The organism is Micromonospora musae (assembly GCF_003626635.1).
Taxonomy (GTDB): domain Bacteria; phylum Actinomycetota; class Actinomycetes; order Mycobacteriales; family Micromonosporaceae; genus Micromonospora; species Micromonospora musae.
In genome coordinates this window covers 79,705-106,231 of the sequence record NZ_RAZT01000016.1, presented here as the reverse complement: position 1 = coordinate 106,231, position 26,527 = coordinate 79,705, and the positions used below count along the sequence as shown (strand labels likewise).

23 protein-coding genes are annotated in these 26,527 nt (G+C 72.4%); 8 read left to right on the top strand and 15 right to left on the bottom strand.

All coding sequences use genetic code 11. The annotated features are described in order from the left end of the window. Window positions 1–14: 14 nt before the first annotated feature. Window positions 15–554: a hypothetical protein gene (locus D7044_RS27050; protein WP_120690559.1), complete on the bottom strand. Its 540-nt coding sequence runs from the start codon at window positions 552–554 to the stop codon at window positions 15–17. 76 nt (window positions 555–630) lie between these two features. Next, complete coding sequence (locus D7044_RS27045) at window positions 631–1,557, bottom strand: ABC transporter ATP-binding protein (protein WP_120678686.1); 927 nt, start codon at window positions 1,555–1,557, stop codon at window positions 631–633. A gap of 295 nt (window positions 1,558–1,852) precedes the next feature. Here D7044_RS27045 and D7044_RS27035 point away from each other — a divergent pair, with 295 nt between their 5' ends. Continuing rightward, on the top strand, window positions 1,853–4,099 hold the full coding sequence (locus tag D7044_RS27035) for a TRAP transporter permease (RefSeq protein ID WP_411711004.1): 2,247 nt from the start codon (window positions 1,853–1,855) through the stop codon (window positions 4,097–4,099). 5 nt (window positions 4,100–4,104) lie between these two features. Then, window positions 4,105–5,115, top strand: a complete 1,011-nt coding sequence (locus tag D7044_RS27030) for a TAXI family TRAP transporter solute-binding subunit (protein ID WP_120678688.1) — start codon at window positions 4,105–4,107, stop codon at window positions 5,113–5,115. A 24-nt stretch (window positions 5,116–5,139) separates the two neighbouring features. Here the strand turns inward: D7044_RS27030 and D7044_RS27025 are convergent, their stop codons facing one another. Then, on the bottom strand, window positions 5,140–5,676 hold the full coding sequence (locus tag D7044_RS27025) for a hypothetical protein (protein ID WP_120690558.1): 537 nt from the start codon (window positions 5,674–5,676) through the stop codon (window positions 5,140–5,142). Beyond that, window positions 5,677–7,545: a DNA primase gene (gene dnaG / locus D7044_RS27020; RefSeq protein ID WP_120690589.1), complete on the bottom strand. Its 1,869-nt coding sequence runs from the start codon at window positions 7,543–7,545 to the stop codon at window positions 5,677–5,679. It abuts the gene before it with no gap. Window positions 7,546–7,682: 137 nt separating this feature from the next. Between dnaG and D7044_RS27015 the strand changes: the two genes are divergently transcribed. Next, the gene (locus D7044_RS27015; protein WP_158610034.1) at window positions 7,683–8,903 is read left to right on the top strand and encodes a low temperature requirement protein A; all 1,221 of its coding nucleotides are present in this window, start codon (window positions 7,683–7,685) and stop codon (window positions 8,901–8,903) included. A gap of 15 nt (window positions 8,904–8,918) precedes the next feature. Here D7044_RS27015 and D7044_RS27010 read toward each other — a convergent pair whose 3' ends face one another. The 7 genes from D7044_RS27010 to ppdK form a co-directional block, all read right to left on the bottom strand. Beyond that, complete coding sequence (locus tag D7044_RS27010) at window positions 8,919–9,170, bottom strand: helix-turn-helix transcriptional regulator (protein ID WP_120678695.1); 252 nt, start codon at window positions 9,168–9,170, stop codon at window positions 8,919–8,921. A gap of 10 nt (window positions 9,171–9,180) precedes the next feature. Next, on the bottom strand, window positions 9,181–10,032 hold the full coding sequence (locus D7044_RS27005) for an ABC transporter permease (RefSeq protein WP_120690556.1): 852 nt from the start codon (window positions 10,030–10,032) through the stop codon (window positions 9,181–9,183). Then, on the bottom strand, window positions 10,029–11,003 hold the full coding sequence (locus D7044_RS27000) for an ABC transporter ATP-binding protein (RefSeq protein WP_120690555.1): 975 nt from the start codon (window positions 11,001–11,003) through the stop codon (window positions 10,029–10,031). Before D7044_RS27000 ends, D7044_RS27005 begins: the two co-directional genes overlap by 4 nt. Before the next feature lie 151 nt (window positions 11,004–11,154). Then, window positions 11,155–11,976, bottom strand: a complete 822-nt coding sequence (locus D7044_RS26995) for a siderophore-interacting protein (protein WP_120690554.1) — start codon at window positions 11,974–11,976, stop codon at window positions 11,155–11,157. A 14-nt stretch (window positions 11,977–11,990) separates the two neighbouring features. Then, complete coding sequence (locus D7044_RS26990) at window positions 11,991–13,265, bottom strand: deoxyguanosinetriphosphate triphosphohydrolase (RefSeq protein ID WP_120690553.1); 1,275 nt, start codon at window positions 13,263–13,265, stop codon at window positions 11,991–11,993. A gap of 54 nt (window positions 13,266–13,319) precedes the next feature. Then, on the bottom strand, window positions 13,320–13,670 hold the full coding sequence (locus D7044_RS26985; RefSeq protein WP_120678703.1) for a VOC family protein: 351 nt from the start codon (window positions 13,668–13,670) through the stop codon (window positions 13,320–13,322). 198 nt (window positions 13,671–13,868) lie between these two features. Beyond that, the gene (gene ppdK / locus D7044_RS26980) at window positions 13,869–16,577 is read right to left on the bottom strand and encodes a pyruvate, phosphate dikinase (RefSeq protein WP_120678963.1); all 2,709 of its coding nucleotides are present in this window, start codon (window positions 16,575–16,577) and stop codon (window positions 13,869–13,871) included. 308 nt (window positions 16,578–16,885) lie between these two features. Between ppdK and D7044_RS26975 the strand changes: the two genes are divergently transcribed. Further along, window positions 16,886–18,664 carry a beta-N-acetylhexosaminidase gene (locus D7044_RS26975; protein ID WP_411711003.1) on the top strand — a complete coding sequence of 593 codons (1,779 nt, stop codon included), beginning with the start codon at window positions 16,886–16,888 and terminating at the stop codon, window positions 18,662–18,664. Between the two features lie 1,364 nt (window positions 18,665–20,028). After that, complete coding sequence (locus tag D7044_RS26970; RefSeq protein WP_120690552.1) at window positions 20,029–20,685, top strand: C39 family peptidase; 657 nt, start codon at window positions 20,029–20,031, stop codon at window positions 20,683–20,685. A gap of 112 nt (window positions 20,686–20,797) precedes the next feature. Here the strand turns inward: D7044_RS26970 and dusB are convergent, their stop codons facing one another. From dusB to D7044_RS26950, 4 genes are all read right to left on the bottom strand, one after another. Beyond that, window positions 20,798–21,970, bottom strand: coding sequence for a tRNA dihydrouridine synthase DusB (gene dusB, locus D7044_RS26965; RefSeq protein WP_120690551.1), 1,173 nt, complete (start codon window positions 21,968–21,970; stop codon window positions 20,798–20,800). Window positions 21,971–22,032: 62 nt separating this feature from the next. Continuing rightward, complete coding sequence (locus D7044_RS26960; protein ID WP_120678706.1) at window positions 22,033–23,412, bottom strand: glycine--tRNA ligase; 1,380 nt, start codon at window positions 23,410–23,412, stop codon at window positions 22,033–22,035. Window positions 23,413–23,528: 116 nt separating this feature from the next. Further along, window positions 23,529–24,098: a hypothetical protein gene (locus D7044_RS26955; RefSeq protein WP_325050661.1), complete on the bottom strand. Its 570-nt coding sequence runs from the start codon at window positions 24,096–24,098 to the stop codon at window positions 23,529–23,531. A 24-nt stretch (window positions 24,099–24,122) separates the two neighbouring features. Continuing rightward, on the bottom strand, window positions 24,123–24,464 hold the full coding sequence (locus D7044_RS26950) for an antibiotic biosynthesis monooxygenase family protein (protein ID WP_120678709.1): 342 nt from the start codon (window positions 24,462–24,464) through the stop codon (window positions 24,123–24,125). A gap of 27 nt (window positions 24,465–24,491) precedes the next feature. Here D7044_RS26950 and D7044_RS26945 point away from each other — a divergent pair, with 27 nt between their 5' ends. The 3 genes from D7044_RS26945 to D7044_RS26935 are packed head-to-tail and all read left to right on the top strand — an operon-like array spanning window position 24,492 to window position 26,524. After that, window positions 24,492–24,749, top strand: coding sequence for a DUF6703 family protein (locus D7044_RS26945; RefSeq protein WP_120678711.1), 258 nt, complete (start codon window positions 24,492–24,494; stop codon window positions 24,747–24,749). Window positions 24,750–24,803: 54 nt separating this feature from the next. Further along, window positions 24,804–25,766, top strand: a complete 963-nt coding sequence (locus D7044_RS26940; protein WP_120678713.1) for a metal ABC transporter substrate-binding protein — start codon at window positions 24,804–24,806, stop codon at window positions 25,764–25,766. After that, on the top strand, window positions 25,763–26,524 hold the full coding sequence (locus D7044_RS26935; protein WP_120690550.1) for a metal ABC transporter ATP-binding protein: 762 nt from the start codon (window positions 25,763–25,765) through the stop codon (window positions 26,522–26,524). The genes D7044_RS26940 and D7044_RS26935 overlap by 4 nt, the downstream gene beginning before the upstream one ends. The last annotated feature ends 3 nt before the right edge of the window (window positions 26,525–26,527 follow it).

Sequence of the window (26,527 nt, the reverse complement as noted above, 5' to 3'; positions counted from 1 at the left end):
GCGGTGGCGGTGGCTCAGCCGCGGACGCCGCGCACCAGCGACCGGAGGGCGTAGCCGAGCAGCAGGACTCCGGCGCCGGTGCCCACGACCACGCCGGCCGACACCCCCGTCAGCAGCCCGGTAAACAAACCGGCCACCGCCACGGCGCAGGTCGCGACGCCGAGGTGTCGCAGCAGCGGGCTGCCCAGCACGGGTGCGAGCGGAAAGAAGTGCAGCCCCACCACGGCGCAGACCAGCACAGGGATGTACTCCGACCAGCCGGCGACGGCCAACGCCGCCGCACCGAGGCCGGCGAGCGCGAACTCGGCCACGACGATCAGGAGGTAACGGCGGTCATTCGCCCGATCACGCGGGCCGGCGGCCGCACCCCGGGACCGGGCCGTGACGACACCGCCGGCCACCGCGGTGAGCAGCGCCGCCACACTGCCCGCCACCAGCAGGCCGCGCAGTGGCTGCTCCGCGGCCGGGACGCTGAACCAGATGGTGGCGAAGATACCGAGGTATAGAGCGCCCAGCCCCTCCTGGCGTCGCAGGCCGACCTCCACACCGGACACCGGATCACCCCTCGCTCGTACGTTCGCCGAAACCTGCGGAGTTGATCTTAGGGCTGCCATCCCCGCACCGTTGCCCCTAGTCGACGAGGGTGCGGCCGGTGAGGTGCAGGAAGACGTCCTCCAGGCTGCTGCGGCGGACCAGCACGTTGGCCGGGTTGAGGCCGAGCGCGTGCACCTCGGCCACCGCCGCGTCACCGTCGGCGACGTAGAGCAGGATCCGGTCGGGCAGCACCTCGATCCGCTCACCCAGCCCGTCGAGCTTTCCGGCGAACGCCTCCTGCGACTCGGCGGCGAAGCGCAGCTCCACCACCTCACGGGTGGAGTGCCGCTCGATCAGCACGCGAGGCGACCCCTCGGCGACGATCCGGCCGCCGTCCATCACGACCAGCCGGTCGCAGAGCTGCTCGGCCTCGTCCATGTAGTGGGTCGTCAGCACCAGCGTCACCCCCTGCTGCTTGAGCCGGAACAGCCGCTCCCACACCAGGTGCCGGGCCTGCGGGTCGAGCCCGGTGGTCGGCTCGTCGAGAAGCACGATCTCCGGCTCGTTCACCAGCGCGCGGGCGATGGTGAGCCGCCGCTTCATGCCACCGGAGAGGGGCTCGACCTTGCTGTCGGCGCGCTCGGCGAGCTGGACGAAGTCGAGCAGCTCGCCCGCCCGCTGCCGGGCGACCCGACGGGGAATGCCGAAGTAGCGGGCGTAGGTGGTCAGGTTCTCCCGAACGGTGAGCTCGGGGTCGAGATTGTCCAGTTGCGGGCAGACCCCGAGCCGGGCCCGGATCGCCGGCCCGTCGCGGACCGGGTCCATGCCCAGGATGCGCAGCGCGCCCCCGCTCGGCGGGGAGATGCAACCGATCATCCGCATGGTCGACGACTTGCCGGCGCCGTTGGGCCCCAGGAAGCCGAACGCCTCCCCGGGAAGAACCGCTACGTCGATGCCATCGACCGCGGTGAAGTCACCGAACCTCTTCACCAGCCGACGTGCCTCGATGAGTGCCCTGGTCACCGCCCGACCCTAACCGCCGGGTCCGACAGCTCCACCCGATTTACCCGGGCGGCGCCACCCCCGCCGGCCATCAATCGGCGTGTATCTTCCCTTTGTGGCGTCCACCCGCTCTCCCGACGGTTCGCCGCCGGCACCGCGCCGCCCGGCCCCGGAGGAGGCCGTGGACGGCCCGACCGAGGCCGCGACCGGCCCGGACCCGGCCCGCGCGCCCGAGGGATCCGCCGCGCCCGGCGAGACCGCGCGCGCCGCCGTCGACGAGGCTCCGGCCGGGAAGCACAGTGGACGCTCCGGCACAGTGCCGCGGCCCGACCCGGACGGGCTGCCCGAGCTGGCCGCGCAGTTCGAGGACGAGAAGCCCGGCCGGGCGCTCACCGGCACGGTCAACCTGCTCGTCGGCGCGGCGGCGGTGGCCGTCGGCGTGCTCGCCCTCTGGCAGGTCTTCCGGCCGTTGCCGCAGGGCAGCAAGTATTACCTGATCATCTTCCTCGCGGGTGTGCTGCCGCTGGTCTTCCTCGCCTACCCTTCCGGCCTGCGGCTGCGCCGCCGCGCCGATCAGCCCGCCGGATTCCACGCCCGGCCGGGTGCCGAGCCGACCCACGACCACGCCGGGCTGAGTGGTGAGCCGACGCACGACCACGCCGGGCCGAGTGGTGAGCCGACGCACGAGCACGCCGGGCCGCAGTCCGATGAGCGCCCACCGGCCGGGGCCGAACCCGAACCGCGAACCGTACGACCGGGCGCGGCCGGCAGCCGGTCCCGGCCCACCGTGGCGGACTGGTCGCTCGCCGCGCTGGCGCTGGTCGCCTGCCTCTACCCGGTGCTACCGATCCCGTTCGGCTCGGGTGGCGGCGGCTACGACGCCTTCCTCGACCGGCAGGGGTTGCTCGCCCCGGCCGACCTGGCGATGGGCACCGTGCTGCTCCTGCTGCTGCTGGAGGCGTGCCGGCGTACCACCGGGTGGATCCTGCCCGCGGTCTGCCTGCTCTTCCTCGGCTACGGCTACTACGGCGGCCTGCTCCCGCAGTCCTGGCCGGTGGCCCACGCCGGGCTCGACTTCAGCCAACTCGTCGACGCCTTCTACAACTCCGACAGCGGTTTCTACGGCACCCCGCTGGACGTCGCCGCGTCGTACATCGTGCTCTTCACCATCTACGGCGCGGTGCTGGACCTCTCCGGCGCGGGCCGGTTCTTCGTCGAGCTCTCCAGCGCGGCGTTCCGCCGGTCCCGGACGGCCGCCGGACGCACCGCGGTCGCCTCCGGATTCCTGCTCGGGACCGTCTCCGGTTCGGGAGCCGCCACCACGGTCAGCATCGGCGCGGTGACCTGGCCGATCCTGCGGCGGGCCGGATACCCGGCGGAGCGCGCCGGCGGCATGCTGGCCGCGGCCGGGGTGGGCGCGATCCTCTCCCCGCCCACGCTCGGCGCGGCGGCGTTCATCATCGCCGAGTACCTCGGCGTCTCGTACCTGCAGGTGCTCGGCTGGGCCACCGTGCCGACCGTCCTCTACTACCTCGGCATCCTGCTCTCCGTGGAGATCGACGCCCGCCGCTCGGGCGTCCGGGCGGTCTTCGTCGACGTGGCCTCCCCGTGGCGGTTGCTCGGCCGGTTCGGCTACCACTTCGCGTCCCTGGTCGTCATCATCGTGCTGCTCGCCGTGGGCATGTCGGCCACCCGGGCCGTGGTGCTCGCGACAGTGCTCGCCGCCGCACTCTCCTTCCTGGACCGGGCCCACCGGCTCACCCCGGGCCGGCTGACCGCCGCCCTGGTCGGCGGCGTACGCGGCGTGCTGGCGGTCACCGCCGTCTGCGCCGCCGCCGGCATCATCACGGCGACCACCACGAAGACCGGGCTCGGCCCGCAGACGGCGGCGTTGCTGCTGGACGGCGCCCGAGCGGTCACCGACGACCCGGCCGTGGTGCTGGTGCTCACCGCGCTCCTCGCCGCGGTCGCGCTCACCCTGCTCGGGCTCGCCGTGCCGGTCACCGCCTCCTTCGTGATCGGCTGGGTGATCATCGGGCCGGCGCTGCTCGACCTGGGGGTGGCCACGCCGGCCGCCGCGATGTTCGTCTTCTACTTCGCGGTGCTCTCCGAGGCGTCCCCGCCGACCGCCCTCGCCGCTGTCGCCGCGGCGGCGGTCACCGGCGGCCGGCTGGTGCCCACCATGTGGCAGACGCTGCGCTACGCGCTGCCGGCGTACCTCATCCCGATCGCCTTCGTGATCACACCCGCGGGCCTCGGGCTGCTCGGCATCGGCGGGCCGCGGCAGATCCTGACGGCCACCGTGGTCCTCGCGCTCAGCGTCGCCGTACTCGCCGTCGCGGCCGGCGGCTGGCTGCCCGGTGTGGGACCGGCCGGTACGCCGGAACGGGTGCTCGCCGCGCTCGCCGGCGTGGTCCTGCTCCGCCTGGAGCCGGTGTCGGTGGCGATCGGTGTCGGGCTGGCCGCCGTGGCCGTCGCGGGGGTGCTCGTACGACGCGGCTCCGCCGGTCGGTCCGGCGGGCAGGCCGGGACAACTGCTGAGCTGAGGGAGGTAACACGGTGAGCGGGATGAAGGTTCGGCTCCTCGCGGGCGTGGGCGTGCTCGCCGTCGCGGCCGCGGGACTGGCGGGTTGCGGTGGCCGGCAGGGTGGCGCGGCGGAGGACGACACCGCCAGCGAGGTCAGCTGCGAGGTGGACCGGGACACCCGGGTCGGCATCGCGACCGGCAACTCGACAGGCGTCTACTACGTGGTCGGCAACGCCCTCGCCGGTCAACTCCCCGACGCCACCGGCGGCCGGCTGAGCGGCACCGCCGCTGAGACGGGCGCCTCGGTGCAGAACATCGAGCAGCTGGTCGCCGGCCAGTACGACGTCGCCTTCTCCCTCTTCGACACGGCGGTCAACGCGGTCCAGGGCAAGGAGAGCTTCACCGCCGCCCAGCCGGTGCAGGCGCTGGCCCGCATCTACGACAACTACACCCAGGTCGTGGTCCGCAACGACGCCGGGATCTCCTCGGTCGCCGACATGCGGGGCAAGCGGATCTCCACCGGCTCGCCGAAGTCCGGCACCGAGGTGATCGCCCACCGGCTGCTCCAGGCGGCGGGGCTCGATCCGGCGAAGGACATCCAGGCGCAGCGGCTCGACCTCACCAAGACCGTCGAGGGGATGAAGGACGGCAGCATCGACGCCTTCTTCTGGTCCGGCGGGCTCCCCACGGGCGGGGTGACCGACCTGTTCACCACCGCCGGTGACCGGGTGCGGTTCCTCGACATCACCCCGCTGCTGCCGAAGATGGCCGAGCTGAACCCGGCCTACCAGGCCGGCACGATCGGCCGGGACGCGTACCGGACCGCCGCGGACACCCCGACCATCGTGGTGCCGAACGTGCTGCTGGTGCGGACGAACCTGGACGCGAACGTCGCCTGCGCCATCACCCGTACGGTCTTCGACCGCAAGGACGCGTTGGCGCAGGCGAACCCGGCCGCGAAGGGGATCTCGCTGGAGAACGCCCGGCGCACCGACCCGGTGCCGCTGCACCGGGGCGCGGAGAAGGCCCTGCAGGACCTGGGCGCCCGCTGATCCGCGGTCGCCGGCCGCTGCGGCTCAGACGTCGGCGGGGGCGGTGGCGGCCCGGGCCGCCTCCACCAACCGGTCGGTCTCCGCGGTCACCTCGGCGTCGTCGGGTGGGGTCCCCGGGTCGTAGCGGACGGTCCAGGTCAGGCCGTCGACGCCGGGGGCCCGCCGGGCGGCGATCCGGCCGGCGCCGCCGGGCACCCGGTGGTGCTGGGTGTACGCGACCGACCGGGTGACCCGCGCCCGCACCTGGTGCGGCAGGTCACCCGGGTCGAGCAGCAGGTACGTCTGCGGGACGGCGTCGGCGACCACCAGGTAGCCGTCCCGCTCGCCGACGTGCTCGGCCACGGTGAGCGTCAACTCCCGGCCGGACCAGGTCGCCTTGATCAGCTCGTGCCAGCCCACCCGCTCCGACCGGCCGGGCAGCCAGATGCCGAGGTTGCTGGCGACCAGGACTCCGCCGCCCTCGCCGTTCCCGGCCGAGGCCCAGGCGAGCACCCGCTCGTCGCGGGCGAGGGGTGGCCGGTCGGCCGGTCGGAGCTTCGGTCGACGGTTGAACAGTCCCATCTACAGTCCTCCCGCGGCCTGCTCGCGCAGCGCCCGGGCGTGCTGTTCCAGCGACAGCAGTTCGCCGAAGAGCGCGAAGTATTCGTCCTTGTTGCTGATCGGGTTGATCCGCTGGATCCGGGACTTGAGGTCCTTGATCCGCGCGGTCACCGAACCCCACTGCAGTCGGGCCATGGTCACCGAGACGTACCGGGGGTCCGGCTCGCCGTCGATCCGCAGCGGTTCGACGGCGAGCTCCGCGACGAGGGCCTGGCCGGCCAGGTCGGCGCAGGCGTCCCGGACCGATTCGATCCACACCGCCCCGCCGGCCGCCGCCACCGCACCACCGGCCGCCGCGATCGCCTCGCGGACGGCCACGTGGACCGGCTGCCGGTATTCGGGGGCCTCCACCGCGTCGAACATCGGGCCGGCGAGCACCGGCTGCTGGAGGGCGAGCTTCAACGCCTCGCGTTCGACCATCGACTGCGGGCTGTCCACGCCGGGCTCGGCGGCCGGTCGGGGTGTCCGGGCGGGCGCCTCGCGCTCCCCCGCGCCCGAGGCGGCGGCCTGCACGGCCCGCTGCACGGGCTCGATCTCCATGCCGAGGTCGCCGGCGAGCTTGCGGACGTACTCGGGGCGCTTCTCCCGGTCCTTGATCTTGGCGACCAGGGGTGCGGCGCGGCGCATCGCCTCCACCCGGCCGTCGACGGTGTCGAGGTCGTGGCGGCTGATGACGTGCCGCAGCGCGAAGTCGACAAGCGGTTCGCGGCGCGCGACCAGGTCGCGGACGGCGAGGTCACCCTTGGCCAGGCGCAGCTCGCACGGGTCCATATTGTCGGGGCTGACCGCGATGAAGGTACGCCCCACGAAGCGTTGGTCGTCCTCGAAGGCGCGCAGGGCGGCCTTCTGCCCGGCGGCATCCCCGTCGAAGGTGAAGATGATCTCGCCGGCCACCGCGTCGGTGTCGAGCAGGAGCCGGCGCAGCACGCCGATGTGGTCGGCGCCGAAGGCGGTGCCGCAGGTGGCCACGGCAGTGGTGACGCCGGCCAGGTGGCAGGCCATCACGTCGGTGTAGCCCTCGACGACGACGACCTTGCCCTGCTTGGCGATCTCCCGCTTGGCCTGGTCGATGCCGTAGAGGACGTGCGACTTCTTGTAGATCGGCGTCTCGGGGGTGTTCAGGTACTTCGGGCCGTCGTCGTCGTCGAAGAGCTTGCGCGCCCCGAAGCCGATCACGTCCCCGGTGAGGTCCCGGATCGGCCAGAGCAGCCGGCGGCGGAACCGGTCGATGAGCGAGCCCGACCGGGCCGGGCGGGACAGCCCGGCGGTGACCAGCTCGTCGGCGGTGAACCCACGTTGGCGCAGGTGCTTGGTGAGCTGGTCCCACGCGTCGGGGGCGAAGCCGCAGGCGTAGCGCTCGGCCGCCGCCCGGTCGAAGCCGCGCGCGGCCAGGAACTCGCGGGCCGGTCGCGCGCCGGCCGTGGTGAGCTGGGACTGGTAGAACTCGACGGCCGCGGCGTGCGCGGCGACCAGCCGCTGCCGCTGCCCCTGCTGCGGGCGGCTCCGCGACGGGCCCGAGTCCGTCTCCAGGTACCGCAGCTGGATCCCGGCGCGGCCGGCGAGCCGCTCGACCGCCTCGACGAAGCTGAGGTGGTCGGCGTCCATCAGGAATTTGATCGCGTCGCCGCCGGCGCCGCAGCCGAAGCAGTACCAGACGTTGCGCGCCGGGGACACGTTGAACGAGGGGCTCTTCTCGTCGTGGAACGGGCACAACCCCTTGAGGTTGCCACCGCCGGCGGACCGGAGCGTCACCGTCTCGGAGATGATCTCCTCGATCGAGGTGCGTTCCCGGACCAACGCGATGTCCTCGTCCCGGATCCGCCCCGCCATCTCCGCCACCTCCTCGGCCTACATCCTGCCCTGCCGGGCCGACGATCGTGCCCCCGGGGGCACGGCGTGTGGCGGGGGCCGCGAGCGAGTCGCCGGTTCCGCCACCGGGATCGCCCGGCTACGGAAATCATGACCAGGTGCGGACGGTACGGCCCGATGACGGTTCCCGGTGGCGGTGGTTGACCGACCGCCTGGTCCAGAGCCGTCCCGCGGTCCTCGGGGACGAGGCCGGGCACCGGCACGCCAGCTGGCTGGAGCTCTTCTTCGACGTGGTCTTCGTCTTCGCCCTGGCCGCCGTGGCGGGCCGGCTCGGGCACGATCCGACCCCACGGCTGACCAGCGTGCTCGCCGCCGCCGGGATCTTCGTGGTGGTGGAGTGGGCCTGGGTGGGTCACGTCTACTACGACACCCGGTACGACCCGGACGACAGCGTGCACCGGCTGATGATGCTCGGCGCGCTGCTCGGGGCGGGTGCGATCACCCTCGGCGTCGACGAGGTGCCGAAGGGGCTCCTCTTCCCGGTGGGCTACCTGATCGTCCGGGGGGTGCTGCTCCTGCTCTACCTGCGGGCGCGACCGACCAGCGAGGGCGCCCGGATGGTGACCACGGTCTACCTGATCGGGTTCGGCGCCGGTTGGCTGATCTGGCTGGTCTCCCTCTTCGTGCCGTCGCACCTGCGGCCATGGTTCTGGGTGGTCGGCATCTGCGTCGACCTCGCCACCCCGTGGGTGGGCTACCGGCGGCTCAACCGGTTTCCGGTGGACGCCCGTCACCTGCCGGAGCGCATCGGGCAGTTCACCATCATCGTGCTCGGCAGTTCGGTGGCGGACCTGCTCGCGGCGATGCCGCGCTACTCGGACGCGAGCATGGTCCTGTACGCGGCGCTCGCCTTCGTCGTCCCGGCCTCCATCTGGTGGATCTACACGACCTTCGTGGGCACCGGGGTCGGTGTCGATCGGCTCAAGGCCGGGCACGCGTACTCCTACATCCACACCCCGCTGCTCGGCGCGTTGCTGCTGCTCGGCTGGGCCCTGGGCCAGCTGGTTCGCATGGTCGACTCCGGCGCGGGCCGGGTGTCGATCGAGCTGCGGCTGGTGCTGGCCGGTTCGCTCTTCGTCTGGATGGGCTGCGAGCTGGCCCTGCGCGGGCTGCTCGCGTCGATCAGCGGGGAGCGCTGGGCGGTCGCCGCGTACGGAGTCACCTCGGTGGGACTCGTCGTCTTCCTGGTGCCGTCGCCGGCCCTGTTGCTGGCGCTGCTCGCCGCGGCGATGCTCGGGCAGACGGTGCTGCGTACCCGTGAGCTGAACCGGTTGAGCCGCGAACACGCCCACACCGGGGCGTCACCCGGGCGGAGCTGACCCGGTGTGGCGGGCTCACGCCGGGCGGCGCGCCCCCGTGGCGGCGTCCCCGATCCGGGGGAACGGTTCGATCGAGAAGACCACCTCGACCGGCACCTCGAAGTACGCGGCGATCCGCAGCGCCAGGTGCAGGCTGGGGCGGAACTCGCCGCGCTCCAGGTAGCCGATGGTCTGGTAGTGCACACCCAACGCGTCGGCGAGCTGCCGTCGGGAGATGCCCCGCTCGGCCCGCAGCACCGCGAGGCGGTTGTGCACGGTCTCGCTCATCGACGCCCTCTCAGAAGACCTGCCGCATGGCCCGTTCCCGGCGGGCGGCCACCCGCGAGCCGGACTCACGACGGGCCATCCGCCGCAGCACGACGGGCGCCAGCACCAGTCCGAGCACCGCCCACGCGCCGAGCACCCCGAGCGTCTCCAGGTGTCGCCACGACCCGCCGAGCTCGACCGCCGCCAGCGCGTCCGGCAGGAGCGCCGAGCGCATCCCCAACCCTAGCCAGTAGATCGGAAACACCTGCGCGACGGCCTGGAGCCAGCCCGGGTAGCCGTTGATCGGGTAGAAGATGCCGGAGAACGCGATGAGCCCCATCATCGGCAGCATGACCAGCCCGAGGTTGCGGGCGCTCTCGATCAGCGACCCGATGACCGCGCCGAGGGGCAGGGTCGCCACCAGGCCGAGCACCGCCACCCAGAGCAGGGTGAGCCAGGCGCCGGCGCTGGTCAGCCGGAGCCCGTCCACGAGGAAGAGCGACGGTACGAGCTGGATCAGCATGCTCGCCAGCGCGGTCGTCGACATCAGGGTGAGCTTGCCGACGAGGTAGCCGAGCATGCCGTTCGGAGTCGCCTTGGCGCGCAGCAGCGTGCCGTCCTCCCGCTCGACGACGAGCTGCTGCGCCAGCGCGATCAGGCCGCCGAAGGCCAACCCCATGCCGAGGGCGCTGGGGAGTGTCCGGGCGCCGAGCGAGAAGTCGGTGCCGGGCACCGTCGAGCCGCGCATGAAGAAGATGGTGACCACCAGGATCAGAGTGGGAAAGAGGTAGCCCCACAGGTCCTGTGCGTTGGTGAAGGTGTTGCGCAGCTCGATCACCCCGCGCCGGAATCCGGCCCGGACGGCCACTGTGGTCGGGTTCATTCCTGGCTCCCCTGCTGCCACACCCGGGCTGCCCCGCCGTCGCGGGCCCCGGATTCCTGCTCGTAGACCAGTGCCATGTACGCGTCCTCCAGGCTGGGCCGGCGGACCTCCAGCTCCTGCACCTCGTCGCCGTGCTGCCGGAAGAGCTCGCGGAGGAAGGCGGTGGCGTCGGCCGCGGAGTGGACGAACCGGTCGCCGTCCCGGGTCCAGCGGATCTCCGCGTTCCCGGCGATCCGGCGGGACAGCTCGTCCGGCGAGCCCTCGGCGATGATCCGGCCACCGGCCAGGATGAGGATCCGGTCGGCGAGCTTCTCCGCCTCGTCGAGGTCGTGCGTGGTGAGCAGGATCGTGGTGTCGTCCAGGTCCGCCAGCCGGTGCACCAACTCGTGGAACTCGCGCCGGGCGGCCGGGTCGAAGCCGACCGTCGGCTCGTCCAGGAAGAGCAGCTCGGGGCGGCCCACGATGCCGACGGCCACGTCGAGCCGGCGGCGCTGGCCGCCGGAGAGCTGGCTCACCCGCTTGCGGGCGTGCTCGGCGAGACCGACGGCGTCCAGCAGCTCCGGCACCGGCCACGGCCGGCGGACCCGGTCGGTGGAGTACGGGGCGTAGAAGCTGCCCAGGTGGGTCAGCAGCTCCTGGACGCGCCACCTGCCGTGGTCGCGCCAGGACTGGAGCACCACGCCCATCCGGGCGCGCCAGCGTTCGTCGCCCCGGGCCGGGTCGACGCCGAGGACGCGGAGCTCCCCGGCGGAGCGCATCCGGAAGCCTTCGAGGATCTCGATGGTGGTGGTCTTGCCGGCGCCGTTGGGGCCGAGCAGCGCGAGGACCTCACCCCGGCGGGCCGTGAGGTCGACACCGTGCAGGACGTCGACGGTGCCGTAGCGCATGCGCAGGTCGCGCACGTCGAGGACGAGGTCCCCGTCGGGCGGGGGCGGGGCGGCAACGGTTCCGGGGAGCTCGACGGCGGTCATGGCCCTCCCTAACTGACGAATCACTGCGCCAGAATGTAGCAGACCTACTACATCTCGGGGTAGGACCGCTGCCATCGGCGGATCTCCGAACCGCCGCCGGAGACACCGGTGGGGTGGGACCGAAGCCCCACCCCACCGTGCGTACGTCGGCTCAGGCGGCCGCCAGCGCCTCCTCGGCCTCGGCCTGCCGCCGCCACTCGGACTTCCAGGCCCGCCAGCCCTCGTCGTCCATGCCCCGCCGCCAGTAGCCGGAGATGGAGAGCATCTCCCGGGGTATGCCCCGCTCGATGCGCAGCAGCCGGCGCAGCTCCTTCACGAACGTCGCCTCACCGTGCACGAACGCGTGCACCGCCCCGGGCGGGAAGTCGAGCGTCCGCACCGCGGCGACCAGCGCCTCACCGACCGGCCGGGCGTCCCGGTGCAGCCAGTGCAGCTCCACGTTCCCCGGGCTGATCAGGGGCAGCTCGTCGGCCGGGCCGTCGACCTCGACGAAGACCTTCGCGGGCGCACCGGCCGGCAGCCGCTCCAGCGACGCGGCGATCGCCGGCAGCGCGCTCTCGTCCCCGACCAGCAGGTGCCAGTCCGCCTCCGGACTCGGGGCGTACCCGCCACCGGGGCCGATGAAGCGCACCGGGTCGCCGGGGCGCAGCGCCGCCGCCCACGGCCCGGCCAGCCCCTCGTCACCGTGGTGCACCACGTCGACGGTGAGCTCGCCGGCCTCCGCGTCCCAGGCCCGCACCGTGTACGCCCGCAGCCGGGGCCACTGGGCACGAGGGATGTCGCCGAGGTCGAGCGGGGTCGGGTAGGCCACACCGGGCTGCAGGAAGACCAGCTTGATGTAGTGGTCGGTGCAGTGGCCCAGAGGCAGGCCGGTGAGCTCCTCACCACCGAGGACCAGGCGGATCAGGTGCGGGGTGAGCCGCTCGGTGCGCAGGACCCGGGCGGACTTGACCTTCGTTCGGCGCTCCGTCATGCGGTTAGGCTACCCTAACTTTCGATGCCGGTTCGGCGGGGTACCTCATCCGTGACCAGGCGATCGTGCCAGGCCACGGCCGCCGGATCGGTGAGCGAGGCGACCTGGTCGATCACCACGCGCAGCCGCGCGGCGTCGTCCGGGGCCGCCCGCCAGAGCGGGGCGAAGACCGGGTCCAGCCCCTCCGGCGCCCGGGCGAGCAGGGCGGCGACCAGCTCGGCGAGGACCTGCCGCTGCCACTCGTACCGGGCGTGCGCACCGGGGCGGCGCATCACGTAGCGCAGCGCTATCCCCTTGAGCAGCGCGCAGCGGGCTCGCACCTCCCGTGGCACCACCAGGTCGGCCCCGTACCGGCGGTGCGGGCCGGCGCCGAACCGCTCCTCGGTGGCGGCCACCGCGGCGGTGACGAAGCGGCCGGTCAGCACGCTCGTGGTGGCCTTGAGCGCCGCCTGGGCGCGGTGGCTGCCGTCGTACCCGGCGAGCGGGGCGAGCGCCGGGTCGGCGAGGAGCGCGACCAGCACCGCACCGAGATCCGCCGGCGACTCGCCGGAGTAGATCTCCGCCACGTCGGCGCAGAGCGCCGCCCGCTCGTCGGCATCGTCGAGCAGCGGCCGCAGTGACACGTACCCGCCGTGGATGCCGTCCTCGACGTCGTGGACCGAGTACGCCACATCGTCCGCCCAGTCCATCACCTGCGCCTCCAGGCAGCGCCGCTCCCCGGGTGGCGCGCCCGCGCGGACCCAGCCGAACACCTCGGCGTCGTCGGCGTACACCCCGAACTTGCGCCGGCCGGGACTGCGCGGCCAGGGGTACTTGCCGACGGCGTCGAGCGAGGCCCGGGTCAGGTTCAGGCCGGCGGAGGAGCCGTCGGGGGCGAAGACCTTCGCCTCCAGCCGGATCAGCACCCGCAGCGTCTGCGCGTTGCCCTCGAAACCGCCGCACTCCCCGGCCAGGAGGTCCAGCGCGGCCTCGCCGTTGTGCCCGAACGGCGGGTGCCCGAGGTCGTGGGCGAGCCCGGCCACGTCGACGACGTCCGGGTCGCAGCCCAGCCGGGCACCCATCTCCCGGGCGATCTGCGCCACCTCCAGCGAGTGGGTCAGCCGGGTACGCAGGAAGTCGTCGGTGCCCGCCGTGTGCACCTGGGTCTTCGCGGCCAGCCGCCGGAAGGCCGCCGAGTGCAGCACCCGGGCGCGATCCCGCTCGTACGGGGACCGGCCGTGCCCGGTGTCCTTGGGCGTCTCCGCGACCCGCCGCTGCGCGTCCGGCGCGGCGGACGGTTGCCCGCTCAACCGGTCGTCCGAGCGCCCGGGCCGAAGTCCCCGGCCCGGACTTCGACAGCCGACCTAGTCACGTTGCCGCAGCACGCAGAACTCGTTGCCCTCCGGGTCGGCGAGCACGGTCCACTCGACGTCGGCCTGCCCGATGTCGACGTGCCGGGCACCCATGTCGACCAGCCGCTCGACCTCGGCCTCCCGGTCGTCCGGACGCAGATCGATGTGGAGGCGGTTCTTGGTCTCCTTGCCCTCGGTGGCCGGCACGAAGACGATGCCGGGCAGCCGCTGCGACGACTGTCGGATCTCCACCTCGTCGGGCTTCTCGGTGACGAGCTGATAACCGAGGGCCTCGGCCCACCACCGGGCCAGCCGCGGCGGGTCGTGGGCGTCGACGGTCAGGCTCTCCCAGACGCTGGTCATGCAGCCACCCTTCCGCATCGACGGAGTACGAGCGAGCCAAGGTTACGCCCGCGACCGCCGTACGGCGCGCCGGCGATCCCCGCTCGCGGAGTGACAGTTCCCGGGTCGGGGCCGGGTGAATCCGCCTCGGCGACCCGGATCGGGTGGCGTTGAGGACCGCCTGCGGCGGGGCGGACGGCGCCCCGCCGCAGGCGCGGCTCAACGGCTGTCCGAGCCGGCCGCCTCCAGGACGGCCCGGCCGGCCTCCAGCCGCGCCACCGGCACCCGGAAGGGCGAGCAGGAGACGTAGTCCAGCCCGACGGAGTGGAAGAAGTGCACCGAGTCGGGGTCGCCGCCGTGCTCACCACAGACGCCAAGCTTGAGCCCGGGTCGGGCGGCCCGCCCCTCCTCGGCGGCGATCCGGACCAACCGGCCCACACCCTCCGCGTCGATCGACTCGAACGGCGAGATGCCGAAGATGCCCAGCTCCAGGTAGCGCCAGAAGAACGCCGCCTCCACGTCGTCGCGGGAGAAGCCCCAGCCCATCTGGGTGAGGTCGTTGGTGCCGAAGGAGAAGAACTCGGCGGCCTCGGCGATCTGCCCGGCAGTCAGCGCCGCCCGGGGCACCTCGATCATCGTGCCGATCAGCACCTCGACGCCGCTCTCCCCGACCACCTCGGTGATGATCTTTTCGGCCTCGGCGCGTACCGTCTCCAGCTCCTGCACCGCGCCGACCAGCGGCACCATGATCTCCGGGAGGGCCGACCCGCCGTCCCGGACGACCGTGACGGCGGCCTCGACGATCGCGCGGACCTGCATGGCGAAGAGGCCCGGGATGACCAGCCCGAGGCGTACGCCGCGCAGGCCGAGCATCGGGTTCTCCTCGTGCATCCGCCGCACCGCGGCGAGCAGCGCCTCCTCCTTGGCCACGTCCTCACCGCGCTCCTGGGCGACCGCCACGTTCACCGCGAGCTGCTCCAGCGGGGGCAGGAACTCGTGCAGCGGCGGGTCGATCAGGCGGACGGTGACCGGCAGCCCGTCCATCGCCCGGAAGATCTCCACGAAGTCGGCCCGCTGCAGCGGCAGCAGCGCGGCCAGCGCCTGCTCACGCTCGTCGTCGGTGCGGGCGAGGATCAGCCGCTCGACCAGCTCCCGCCGGTCGCCGAGGAACATGTGCTCGGTACGGCACAGGCCGATGCCCTGCGCGCCGAACCGGCGAGCCCGCGCCGCGTCCTCGGCGGTGTCGGCGTTCGTCCGCACGGCCAGTCGCCGCCGCTGGTCGGCGTGGGTCATGATCCGGTGTACGGCCCGGACCAGTGGGTTCTCGCTGCGCTCCGGCTCGAGGTTGCCCTCGAAGTACTGCACCACCTCGGAGGGCATGACGGGCACCTCGCCGAGGTAGACCTTCCCGGTGGTGCCGTCGACCGAGATCACGTCCCCCTCCCCGACGGTGTGTTCCCCGACGGTGAACCTCCGCTGCGGGACGTTGACGTCCAGCGCGTCCGCACCGGAGACGCATGTCTTGCCCATCCCCCTTGCGACCACCGCCGCGTGGCTGGTCTTGCCGCCCCGCGAGGTGAGGATGCCGTTGGCGGCGATCATGCCGTTCAGGTCGTCGGGGTTGGTCTCGCGGCGGACCAGGATCACCGACTCACCCTGAGCGGCCAGCTCGACCGCCCGGTCGGAGCTGAAGACCGCCTTCCCCGAGGCCGCCCCCGGTGAGGCCCCGACGCCCTTCGCCACCGGCTCGAACTCGTGGTCGAGCCGGAACCGCGGGAACATCAGCTGGGCCAGCTGGGCGCCGTTGACCCGGTGCAGCGCCTCGTCCAGGTCGATCAGGCCCTCGTCGACGAGCTGGCCGGCGATCACGAAGGCGGCGGCCGCCGTCCGCTTGCCGACCCGGGTCTGGAGCATCCACAGCTTGCCGCGCTCGATGGTGAACTCGATGTCGCAGAGGTCGCGGTAGTGCTCCTCCAGCCGGGCCATGTAGCTGAGCAGCTCGTCGTAGGAGGTCTTGTCGATCCGCTCCAGCTCCTGGAGCGGGACGGTGTTGCGGATACCGGCCACGACGTCCTCGCCCTGCGCGTTGGCGAGGTAGTCGCCGTAGATGCCCTGCGCGCCGCTGGCCGGGTCGCGGGTGAAGGCGACGCCGGTGCCGGAGTCCGGCCCGAGGTTGCCGAAGACCATCGCCACCACGTTGACGGCCGTGCCCAGGTCGGCCGGGATGCGCTCCTGCCGGCGGTAGACCACGGCCCGCTCGGCGTTCCACGACTCGAAGACCGCCCGGATGGCGAGGTCGAGCTGCTCCCGGGGCGCCTGCGGGAACTCGCGCCCGGTGTGCTTGGCGAAGATCTTCTTGTACGCGTCGACCAGCCCACGCAGGTCGTCGGCGTCCAGGTCGAGGTCGTCGGTGGTGCCCTTGGCGCGCTTCGCCTCGTCGAGGGCGTGCTCGAACTCCTCGCCGGGCACGTCGCAGACGGTCTTGCCGAACATCTGGATGAGGCGGCGGTACGAGTCCCAGGCGAAGCGGTCGTTCCGCCCGGCCTGCGCGCTGAGGCCGATGACGCTGCGGTCGTTGAGACCGACGTTGAGGACGGTCTCCATCATCCCGGGCATCGAGAACTTCGCGCCCGAGCGGACGGAGACCAGCAGCGGGTCGTCCGGATCGCCGAGCCGCCGGCCCATCTCCCGCTCCAGCGCCTCCAGGTGCGCCTCGATCTGGTCGGCGAGCCCGGCCGGCTCCTCACCGGTGGCGAGGTACGCCTTGCAGGCCTCGGTGGTGATCGTGAAGCCGGGCGGCACCGGCAGGCCGAGGTTGGTCATCTCGGCCAGGTTGGCGCCCTTGCCGCCGAGCAGGTCCTTAAGGTCCTTGTTCCCCTCGGCGAAGTCGTAGACGTACTTGTGGTCCACCGTCTCTTGCGCTGCCACCAGAGCCTCCCGCACGCCATCGACACTTAACGAAGGTTCAGTTCGGACATACCCCGGGCGCGATCACCGTTAATCCCGGTGTCGTCAGCAATCGGTGGGCGAAGGCTAAGCGAACAAAGCGTGGACTGGGACCGTTCGGTGACAATAGGCACAGCCATCACCACTATCCGCGTTCGTACCGGTTTTTGGGAACGGTTCCACGCGCAAGATCACGCAGATCCGCCCTTCGCCGTACCCTTGACGGCACAGATTTCGGTGAACGTCATATTTGCCACAACCGACGCAAATACACCCCCGGAGCCGCCGCCGTGTCGTCCCTCCCCTCCGCCGCCGACCGCGAACAGCTGTCGCTGCGCACGCCGGAAACCGGCGACCTCGCGCGCAGCGCCGCCCGAGTCGCCGACGAACTGCTCGCCCCCGCCGCCCCGGTACGCCTCACCGACGTCGTCCCGGCGCCGGAGCAGGTACGCCCGGAGCCGGCCGACGATCACCTGCTGACCGCCGACACGGTGATCCGGGTCAGCGCCGAGAGCGCGCTCCCCGTCGCCGAGCACCTCGCCGAGCTGCTCCGACCGGCCACCGGCTATCCGCTCCCGGTGACCGACACGGCCGACCCGGACTCGGACCGCGGAATCGTCCTCGCGCTCACCGGCGACGAAGCCCTCGGCCCCGAGGGCTACCGCCTCGATGTGACCCGCGACCGCGTACGGATCACGGCGGCGCAGCCGGCGGGCCTCTTCTACGGCGCGCAGACCCTGCGCCAACTGCTACCGCCGGCCGTCGAGAGCCGGACGCCGGTCGCCGGACGCTGGACGCTGCCCGGCGGGTCGATCCTCGACCGGCCCCGCTACGCCTACCGGGGCGCGATGCTCGACGTGGCCCGGCACTTCTTCTCGGTCCCCGACGTGCTCCGGGTCCTCGACCACCTGGCCCGGTACAAGCTCAACCAGCTGCACCTGCACCTCACCGACGACCAGGGCTGGCGGATCCCGGTGCCCGGCTGGCCGCGCCTCACCGAGGTGGGCGGCGCGACCGAGGTCGGCGGCGGGCCGGGCGGGCACTACAGCACCGCCGACTACCGCCGCATCGTCGCGTACGCGGCCGCCCGGCACATCACCGTCGTACCCGAGATCGACCTGCCCGGACACACCAACTCCGCGCTCGTCGCCTACGGCGAACTGGCCCCCGACCGGGTGGCGCCGCAGCCGTACACCGGCACCGAGGTCGGCTTCAGCTACGTCGACCCGGCGAGCGAACGAACCTACGAGTTCGTGGCCGACGTGCTCGGGGAGGTCGCGGCGAACAGCCCCGGCCCGTTCCTGCACATCGGCGGCGACGAGGCGTTCAAGGTCAAGGGGACGGCGTACACCGACTTCGTCGAGCGGGTGCAGCGCATCGTCGCCGACACCGGCAAGACCGTCGTCGGCTGGCACCAGATCGCCCCGGCCGCGCACCTCGACGGACGGGTCGTGCAGTGGTGGGGCACCGACGGCGACGACCCGACGACCGCCGAGGCGGTACGCCGGGGCGCGCGGCTCATCCTCTCCCCCGGCAACCACGCCTACCTCGACATGAAGTACGCGCCGGACACCCCGCTCGGACAGGATTGGGCAGGCCTCATCGACGTGCGCCGGGCGTACGACTGGGATCCGGGCAGCCACCTCGCCGACGTACCGGCCGAGGCGGTGCTCGGCGTGGAGGCGCCGCTCTGGACCGAGTCGGTGACCACGCTGCCGGAGATCGAGTTCATGCTCTTCCCGCGGCTCCCCGCCCTCGCGGAGCTGGGCTGGTCACCACGCTCGACGCACGACTGGGACGGGTTCCGCGAGCGGCTCGCCGGGCACGGCCCACGCTGGGCGGCCGCCGGGATCGCGTACCACGCGTCGCCGGAGCTGCCCTGGCCCGTGGCCGCCGCCAACGCCACCAGCGCATCCGGCGCAGCTCTGTCCAGCGACCCGGCGGCGGCTCTCGGAACGAGCACCGACCCGGCGCCGGAAGCCGATCGGGCGACGGACAGCGCACCGGTGACGGAGACCGCGGCGATCCCCCGCCAGCCAAGACCGGACACCGCGCCCGATCCCGCCTGACCAGCCGCCGGTATCGACCGGCCGCCCCGATCCGGCGACCGGCCGGAACCCCGTCGACCGTCGACGCGGAGGGAACCGGTGGCTGGCGGGCCGTCCACGCCACGATCGACTCGATTTACCGGGATGTCGGGCTGTCCGCCTCGGCGGTCACCCCGACATGCACGGAAGTCGTGCCGGGCCCGCCTGAGCGAGCGCGGCCCGTCCGCGATCCAGGCTCGTACCGCCGACCTGATCCGGTGGCGCGGGCCCGATCCGTGCCATGGTCAACTCGGGTTCCTTGATGTCGGGGTATCCGCCCACCGGGAGACCCCGACATGCGCGTACCCCGAGTCGATCAACGGCCGCCGAAGGTCTGCGGCGGCGAAATGCACCCTGACGTCCATTCTGCGTCCGCCCCACGGGTGCCGGGACACGGGTGCCGGGCCGGGACACGGGTGCCGGGGCCGGGACGCGGGTGCCGGCGGAGGACGCGGGTGCCATCCAGGGACGCCGGTGTCGGGCCGGGGGGACGTCGGCCTAGCGAGTCGGGCGTGCCGAGCCGGCGTCCGGCCGATGATCGACTCGAGTTCCTTGATGTCGGGGTATCCGCGTCATCGGGACGCCCCGACATCAATGAACCCGAGTTGACCATCAGGCGGATCGGGGTCGGGGCCGATTCGGGTACCGGGATGTCGGGCTGTCCGCTTCGGCGGCCACCACGACATGCACGGAACCGCGACCCCGCCGCGCGACGTCCGCAGAGTTTCGCGAGAGATGTCCGGTTCCGACTTGGCCGGCTCCTGCCTGAATAGCCCGGTTCGGGGTCGGCGTCCCGTGGTCGGGGCCACCCCGGCGGCGGAATCATCGCCGGGCCCGGGTCGTTGAACATGGTCGAGGCGCGCGACCCCGGTCGCCGGCCCCCGAGAGACCGGCCCGGCCGGGAATCATCACCGGCCAAGGGTCGTTGAACACCCCGCCGCCGCCAGCCCCGGCACCATCCGCGAGCGCCAGCGTCGGCCCCCGGGAACGACCGGCCCACCGAGGCCGTTGCACACCCCGGCACCGCACCCCATCAGGGCCGCCCCGCCGGGCCCCCGGGAATGACCGGCCGACCGAGGCCGTTACACCACCTCCGGGACGCGCCCCGACCACCCGTCGGGCCACCCAAATGACCGGCCGACCGAGGCCGTTACACCACCTCCGGGACGCGCCCCGACCACCGACGGGCCACCCACACGAGGCCCCCGGAATCACCGGCCGCCCCGCAGCGTTACACCCCGGACCCGCCCGAGCAGGCCACGCCGCCGGGCCTTCGAACCTCCCCCTCACCACACGCGGACCCCGACACACTTCCGCGTGCACCCCCGAACAGAGAGGCACACATCATGCGTACCGATCTGATCCGCAAGACCGTCCTCACCGCCGCCGGCATCGCCGCCGCAGGCGGAGGCATCGCCGGCCCCGCCATCGCCGCCAACGCCGCCCCCGCCGAGTCCAAGCCCGCCAGCCAGGTCCAGGACCGCAAGGGCCACAGCGAGCGTGAGCTGAACGTGCGTTACGAGGCGCAGCCGAACTTCTACTACTGCGGCCCCGCCGCCACCCGCAACGCCCTCTCCGTCCAGGGCAAGGACATCAACGTCGACGCCATGGCCAAGGAAATGGGCACCACCGAGGCAGGCACCAACTCCATCAACGACATCACCCCCGTACTGAACAAGGAGACCGGCAAGAACGCCTACCACTCCGTCGAAATCTCCAGCAAGATGGCCGACGACAAGCAGACCGACAAGCTGCGTGACGACATCGTCCGCACCGTCGACGACGGCCACGCCGTAGTCGCCAACATCGCCGGCACCAGCACCGACACCGACGGCAACACCCACTCCTACGAAGGCGGCCACTACATCAGCGTCATCGGCTACCGCGACGGCGGCAACACCGTCACCATCGCCGACAGCGCCGACCCGAACATGGCCTCCTACCGCATCAGCGTCGAGCACCTCGCCGACTGGATCGCCACCCGCGGCTACTCCACCAACTGACCGCAGCACCAACCGAAAGGGCCGGCCCCAAACGGGGCCGGCCCTTTCGTCGTCTCGCCGAAGGCCGGGTCCGGAACTTCGGCCGGGCGCCGCATCGGATTCTCGCCGACGGTCAGCCGCCCGAGTCGGCCAGCTCGGCGCCTTCCGGCACGGTGTCGTCGTCCCGGCTCGCGAGCCAGCCGTCGGGCAGGAAGACCTTGCCCGGCGAGTTGGTACGGCCGCGCGGCTGGCCCAGGGTCTCCACCGGGAACGGCACGCTCGGGTCGAGCTTGGCGAGCAGGTCGTCGAGCTGGGCGAGGCTCTCGATCATCGCCAGCTCGCGGCGCAGCTCGCCGCCGACCGGGAACCCCTTCAGGTACCAGGCGACGTGCTTGCGGAAGTCGGTGCAGCCGTCCCGCTCGCCCCGCTCCGGCGTACGCGCCCCGGCGCTGAACTGCTCGACCAGCAGCTCGGCGTGCCGGCGCATGGTCGTGGTCACCTCGCCGAGGGTGGGCAGCCGGCGCTCGGGTCGGCCGTTGAAGGCGGCCTCCAGGTCGGCGAAGAGCCACGGTCGGCCCAGGCAACCCCGGCCGACCACCACCCCGTCGACGCCGGTGTGGGCGACCATCCGCAGCGCGTCGTCTGCCTCCCAGATGTCGCCGTTGCCGAGCACCGGCACGTCCAGCGCCTGCTTGAGGGTGGCGATGGCGTCCCAGTCGGCGGTGCCCGAGTAGCGTTGCGCGGCCGTGCGCCCGTGCAGCGCCACCGCGGCCACCCCGGCGTCCTGGGCAGCGAGCCCCGCCTCGACGTACGTCAGGTGGTCGTCGTCGATGCCCTTGCGCATCTTGACCGTGACCGGCACCCCGGCCGGCGACGCGGCGTCCACCGCGGCCTTCACCAGTCGGGCGAAGAGCCGACGCCGCCACGGCAACGCCGCTCCCCCGCCCTTGCGGGTCACCTTCGGTACCGGGCAGCCGAAGTTCAGGTCGATGTGATCGGCGAGATCCCGTTCGACGACGATCCGCACGGCCGCCGCGGTGGTCTCCGGGTCCGTGCCGTAGAGCTGGAGGCTGCGGGGCTGCTCGTCCGCACCGAAGGCGATCATCCGCAGGGTCTTCGGGTTCCGTTCGACCAGCGCGACGGTGGTGATCATCTCGCAGACGTAGATGCCGCCACCCTGCTCCCGGCAGAGCTGCCGGAAGCCGACGTTGGTGATCCCGGCCATCGGCGCCAGCACGACCGGTGGCCACACCTGGTGACGTCCGAGCGTGAGCGGGCGCAGGCGGGGCAGGGTCGGAGCACTCACCGCACAAGTGTACGGGGCTCCGGCCGGCGCTCTCGCGCAGCGCCGGAGCCCCGCAGCGCAGCTCAGCAGCCGGGGAGGCGCTCGATCAGGTAGCGCTCGACCTGGTCCAGGGAGATCCGCTCCTGACCCATGGTGTCCCGGTTGCGCACGGTGACGGCGTTGTCGTCCAGGGTGTCGAAGTCGACGGTCACGCAGAACGGCGTGCCGATCTCGTCCTGGCGGCGGTAGCGCCGGCCGATCGCCTGCGAGTCGTCGAACTCCACCACCCAGCGCTTGCGCAGGTTGGCGGCGAGCTCCTTGGCCTTCGGCGAGAGCGCCTCGTTGCGGGAGAGCGGCAGCACCGCGACCTTGACCGGCGCGAGCCGCGGGTCGAAACGCATGACCGTCCGCTTGTCCACGCCGCCCTTGGTGTTCGGCGCCTCGTCCTCGTCGTACGCCTCGAGCAGGAAGGCGAGCACCGCCCGGGTGAGGCCGGCGGCGGGCTCGATCACGTACGGCATCCAGCGCTCACTCTTGGCCTGATCGAAGTACGACAGGTCGACGCCGGAGTGCTTGCTGTGCGTGGAGAGGTCGAAATCGGTCCGGTTGGCAACGCCTTCGAGCTCCGCGAACTCGGTGCCGCCGAACTGGAAGCGGTACTCGATGTCGACGGTCCGCTTCGAGTAGTGCGACAGCTTCTCCTTCGGGTGCTCGTAGAGGCGCAGGTTGTCCGTCGACAGGCCGAGGTCGAGGTACCAGTTCCAGCGCTCCTGGAGCCAGTACTCGTGCCACTCCTCGTCGGTGCCCGGCTCGACGAAGAACTCCATCTCCATCTGCTCGAACTCGCGGGTGCGGAAGATGAAGTTGCCCGGGGTGATCTCGTTGCGGAACGACTTGCCGGTCTGCGCGATGCCGAACGGCGGCTTCTTGCGGGCGACCGTCTCCACGTTCTTGTAGTTGACGAAGATGCCCTGGGCGGTCTCCGGGCGCAGGTAGTGCAGCCCCTCGTCGCTCTCCACCGGGCCGAGGTAGGTCTTCATCAGGCCGTTGAACATCTTCGGCTCGGTGAAGGTGCCCTTGTTGCCGCAGTTCGGGCAGTTCAGCTCGGCCAGCGAGGTCAGCGGCTTGCCGTGCTTCTCGGCGTACGCCTCCTCCAGGTGGTCGGCGCGGAACCGCTTGTGGCAGAACTGGCACTCGGTGAGCGGGTCGACGAACTCGGCGATGTGACCGGAGGCCTCCCAGACCTTGCGGGCCAGGATGACGGCCGAGTCCAGGCCGACGACGTCGTCGCGCTGCTGGACCATGGTCTTCCACCACTGCCGGCGGACGTTCTCCTTGAGCTCCACGCCGAGCGGACCGTAGTCCCACGCCGACCGGGTGCCCCCGTAGATCTCGCTGGAGGGGAAGACGAAGCCTCGGCGCTTGGCGAGGCTGACGACGGCGTCGATACGGTCGACTGGCATGTTTCCTCCTACGCCGGCTGGCGGTCGGCGGGGACGTGATTTGGGAACGGAACGAGCAGTTCGGGACAACGCTAGCCACGGCGGCGCCCCGAGCCCAGCAGAATACCGGGGACCGTTCAGTTGATCCCGCAGACCTCCAGGCCGCCGGACTGCTGGTCCTGGCCGAGGACGACCTGCTGCCGCTCCCGCCGGCCGCCCTCCAGGGTCACGTCGACCGGCACGGTGAGGTTGTTGGTGTCGACCTCACCGAGCCGGTAGGCGGTCACCTGCGGCTCCGCGGCCACCCGGCGCTCGAAGTCCGTCCGCGACTCGCGCCGCTGCGCGTCGTCGCAGAGCTGGTCGTACGCCTGCCCGAAGTTCCGGTCGACGAGCGCCTGGTAGTAGTCGGTGGAGACCGTCCGGCCCTGCTCACGGACCGCCTGCACGCCGCTCACCGCGAGGCCGACCACTGCGCCGCCGCCACCACCGCAGCAGAGCAGCACGGCCAGCGCGCCGACCCCGAGGCCCAGCCAGAGCCGGGCCCGGCGTCCTTCGGTGGGGGGTGCGGCGAACGGCGGCGACACCCCGGGCCCGGGCGGCGGGGCCGGTGGCCCGGCCGGCGGACCGGGCACGGCGGGAGGTTCTTCGCCGGGGGGCCCGGGCGGCGAGTGGTGCGGCGGTGGGGCTGCCGGTCCGGGAGCGGTCATACGAGCAATCTAGTGCCCGCCGGCTCAGCGGTAAGGACCTGCGGCACGATCGCTGGCGGTGATCACCACCGCCCCGCCGGGCGCGGCGGTGGCGAGCGCCTCGTAGGCGGACGGCTCGTCGAGCGACTGTGCGAGCAGCGGCACGGCGCTGACCTTGACCTCGAAGCCGCCCAGGGCGCGCCGGTACGCCCCGACCGACTCCCACTCGGTGACCAGGCACCAGTGCGCCGGGTCGTCGAGCGCCCGGACCAGTTGGCCGCGCAGGTAGCCGGGGCGGGCGGCCAGCGCGGTGAGGGCGGCGTGCGCGCGCTCGGTGAACTCGTCGGCGACATCGACGTCGACCACGAACCGGTTGGTCACCAGCACGGGCGTCCTCCTCGTAGAGTCTGTGGGATGCAGCGTACGCAGAGCCCCCTGCTGGGTCGGCTGGCCCGGGTGAACCCGACGGCGGTGTTCCTGATCACCCTGGCGCTGGTGCTGGTCGCGCTCTTCGCGCCGGGTCCGGTCGGCGGGGTGCTGTTGCTGGCGCTCGCCGGGGGCCTCGTCGCGCTGCTGGCCAAGACCTGGCCGGTGCAGGCGCCGCAGACCCGCCTGATCCGGCTGCTGATGCTGACGCTGCTGGTGGCGGTGGCCCTGGTCAAGCTGCTGTGACATGCACACATGCGTTTTTGACAATCATTGTCGTTATCGCGGACAGTTGACGACATGAACAACCGCGCCGCTGTCCGCACCCTGGCCGCCACCACCGCCGCACTGCTCGCTCTCGGCGGTGCCGCCGCCTGCTCCTCCGGCGGCAGCGCCGGTGCCGACCCGCAGCGGGTGGACGTGGTGGCCGCGTTCTACCCCCTCCAGTTCATCGCCGAGCGCATCGGCGGGGACGCGGTCCGGGTGACCAACCTGGTCAAGCCGGGCGCCGAGCCGCACGACCTCGAACTCACCCCGAGCCAGGTCGGCGAGGTCAGCCAGGCCGAGGTGGTCGTCTACCTGAAGGGCTTCCAGCCGGCGCTGGACGAGGCGGTCCAGCAGAACGCCGCCGACCGGTCCTTCGACGTCGCGACCGTGGAACCGCTGCGGGACGCCGCCGCCGGTGGCCACCAACACGAGGGTGAGGAGGGCGAGGAGGCCGAGGAGACGGCCGCGCTCGGCGGCAAGGACCCGCACTTCTGGCTCGACCCGACCCGGCTCGCCACCGTCGCCGACCAGCTCGCCGACCGGCTGGGGAAGGCCGACCCGGACCGGGCCGCCGACTTCACCTCCCGCGCCGAGGCGCTCCACGCCGACCTGGCGAAGCTCGACACCGAGTACGCCACCGGGCTCAAGACGTGCCAGCGCCAGGAGATCGTGACGAGCCACACCGCCTTCGGCTACCTGGCGCAGCGGTACGGGCTGGAGCAGGTCGGCATCACCGGCCTGACCCCGGAGAGCGAGCCCTCGCCGCAGCGACTCGCCGAGGTGGCCGAGGAGGCGCGGGAGCACAAGACCACGACGATCTTCTTCGAGACGCTGGTCAGCCCGAAGATCGCCGAGACCATCGCCGCCGAGGTCGGCGCGAAGACCGCCGTGTTGGACCCGATCGAGGGCCTCACCGAGGACGGCGGCTCGGCGGACTACCTTTCAGTCATGCGTACGAACCTGCAAGCGCTGCGTACGGCGCTGGGTTGCTCGTGAACCCACCCGTGATCACCGTCGCACACGCGGCCGTCGGCTACGACGGCCGCGCCGTGCTGCGTGACGTCTCGCTGACCGTCACCGCCGGCGAGGTGGTCGCCGTACTCGGTGCCAACGGGTCCGGCAAGTCCACCCTCGTCCGATCCGTGCTCGGGCTGGTGCCGCTTAGCGCCGGGTCGGTCACGCTCTTCGACCGCCCGCTGCGCCGCTTCCGGCAGTGGGAGCGGATCGGGTACGTCCCGCAGCGGCTCGGCGCGGGCGGTGGCGTACCGGCCACGGTCCGGGAGGTGGTGGCCTCCGGCCGGCTAGCCCGACGGGGCATCCTCCGCCCGCCCGGTGCCGCCGACCGGACCGAGGTCGACCGCGCCCTGCACGCGGTGGGGCTCGCCGACCGGGCGAACGACGCCGTCGCCACCCTCTCCGGCGGCCAGCAGCAGCGCACCCTGATCGCCCGGGCGCTCGCCGGCCGGCCCGAACTGCTGGTGCTCGACGAGCCCACCGCGGGCGTCGACGCGGCCAGCCAGGAGGCGTTCGCCGGAGCGCTGCGCGAGTTCGTCACCGACGGCGGGACGGTGCTCCTGGTGGCGCACGAGCTGGGCCCGCTGCGGCCGGTGATCAGCCGGGCGATCGTCGTCCACGACGGCAGCATCTGCCACGACGGCCCGGTGCCGGAGCCGGCCGGGCACCACGCCGAGCCCGACCACGACCACGTTCACCCACACTGTGACGACGAGCCGGCACGGCTCTGGAGCATCTGACCC

Excerpts from the sequence above, each read along its gene's own strand:
- D7044_RS27030 (WP_120678688.1), top strand. The coding sequence starts at position 4,105 with ATGAAGGTTCGGCTCCTCGCGGGCGTGGGCGTGCTCGCCGTCGCGGCC.
- D7044_RS27025 (WP_120690558.1), bottom strand. The coding sequence starts at position 5,676 with ATGGGACTGTTCAACCGTCGACCGAAGCTCCGACCGGCCGACCGGCCA.
- dnaG (WP_120690589.1), bottom strand. The coding sequence starts at position 7,545 with ATGGCGGGGCGGATCCGGGACGAGGACATCGCGTTGGTCCGGGAACGC.
- D7044_RS27010 (WP_120678695.1), bottom strand. The coding sequence starts at position 9,170 with ATGAGCGAGACCGTGCACAACCGCCTCGCGGTGCTGCGGGCCGAGCGG.
- D7044_RS27005 (WP_120690556.1), bottom strand. The coding sequence starts at position 10,032 with ATGAACCCGACCACAGTGGCCGTCCGGGCCGGATTCCGGCGCGGGGTG.
- D7044_RS27000 (WP_120690555.1), bottom strand. The coding sequence starts at position 11,003 with ATGACCGCCGTCGAGCTCCCCGGAACCGTTGCCGCCCCGCCCCCGCCC.
- D7044_RS26995 (WP_120690554.1), bottom strand. The coding sequence starts at position 11,976 with ATGACGGAGCGCCGAACGAAGGTCAAGTCCGCCCGGGTCCTGCGCACC.
- D7044_RS26985 (WP_120678703.1), bottom strand. The coding sequence starts at position 13,670 with ATGACCAGCGTCTGGGAGAGCCTGACCGTCGACGCCCACGACCCGCCG.
- D7044_RS26970 (WP_120690552.1), top strand. The coding sequence starts at position 20,029 with ATGCGTACCGATCTGATCCGCAAGACCGTCCTCACCGCCGCCGGCATC.
- D7044_RS26960 (WP_120678706.1), bottom strand. The coding sequence starts at position 23,412 with ATGCCAGTCGACCGTATCGACGCCGTCGTCAGCCTCGCCAAGCGCCGA.
- D7044_RS26955 (WP_325050661.1), bottom strand. The coding sequence starts at position 24,098 with ATGACCGCTCCCGGACCGGCAGCCCCACCGCCGCACCACTCGCCGCCC.
- D7044_RS26945 (WP_120678711.1), top strand. The coding sequence starts at position 24,492 with ATGCAGCGTACGCAGAGCCCCCTGCTGGGTCGGCTGGCCCGGGTGAAC.
- D7044_RS26940 (WP_120678713.1), top strand. The coding sequence starts at position 24,804 with ATGAACAACCGCGCCGCTGTCCGCACCCTGGCCGCCACCACCGCCGCA.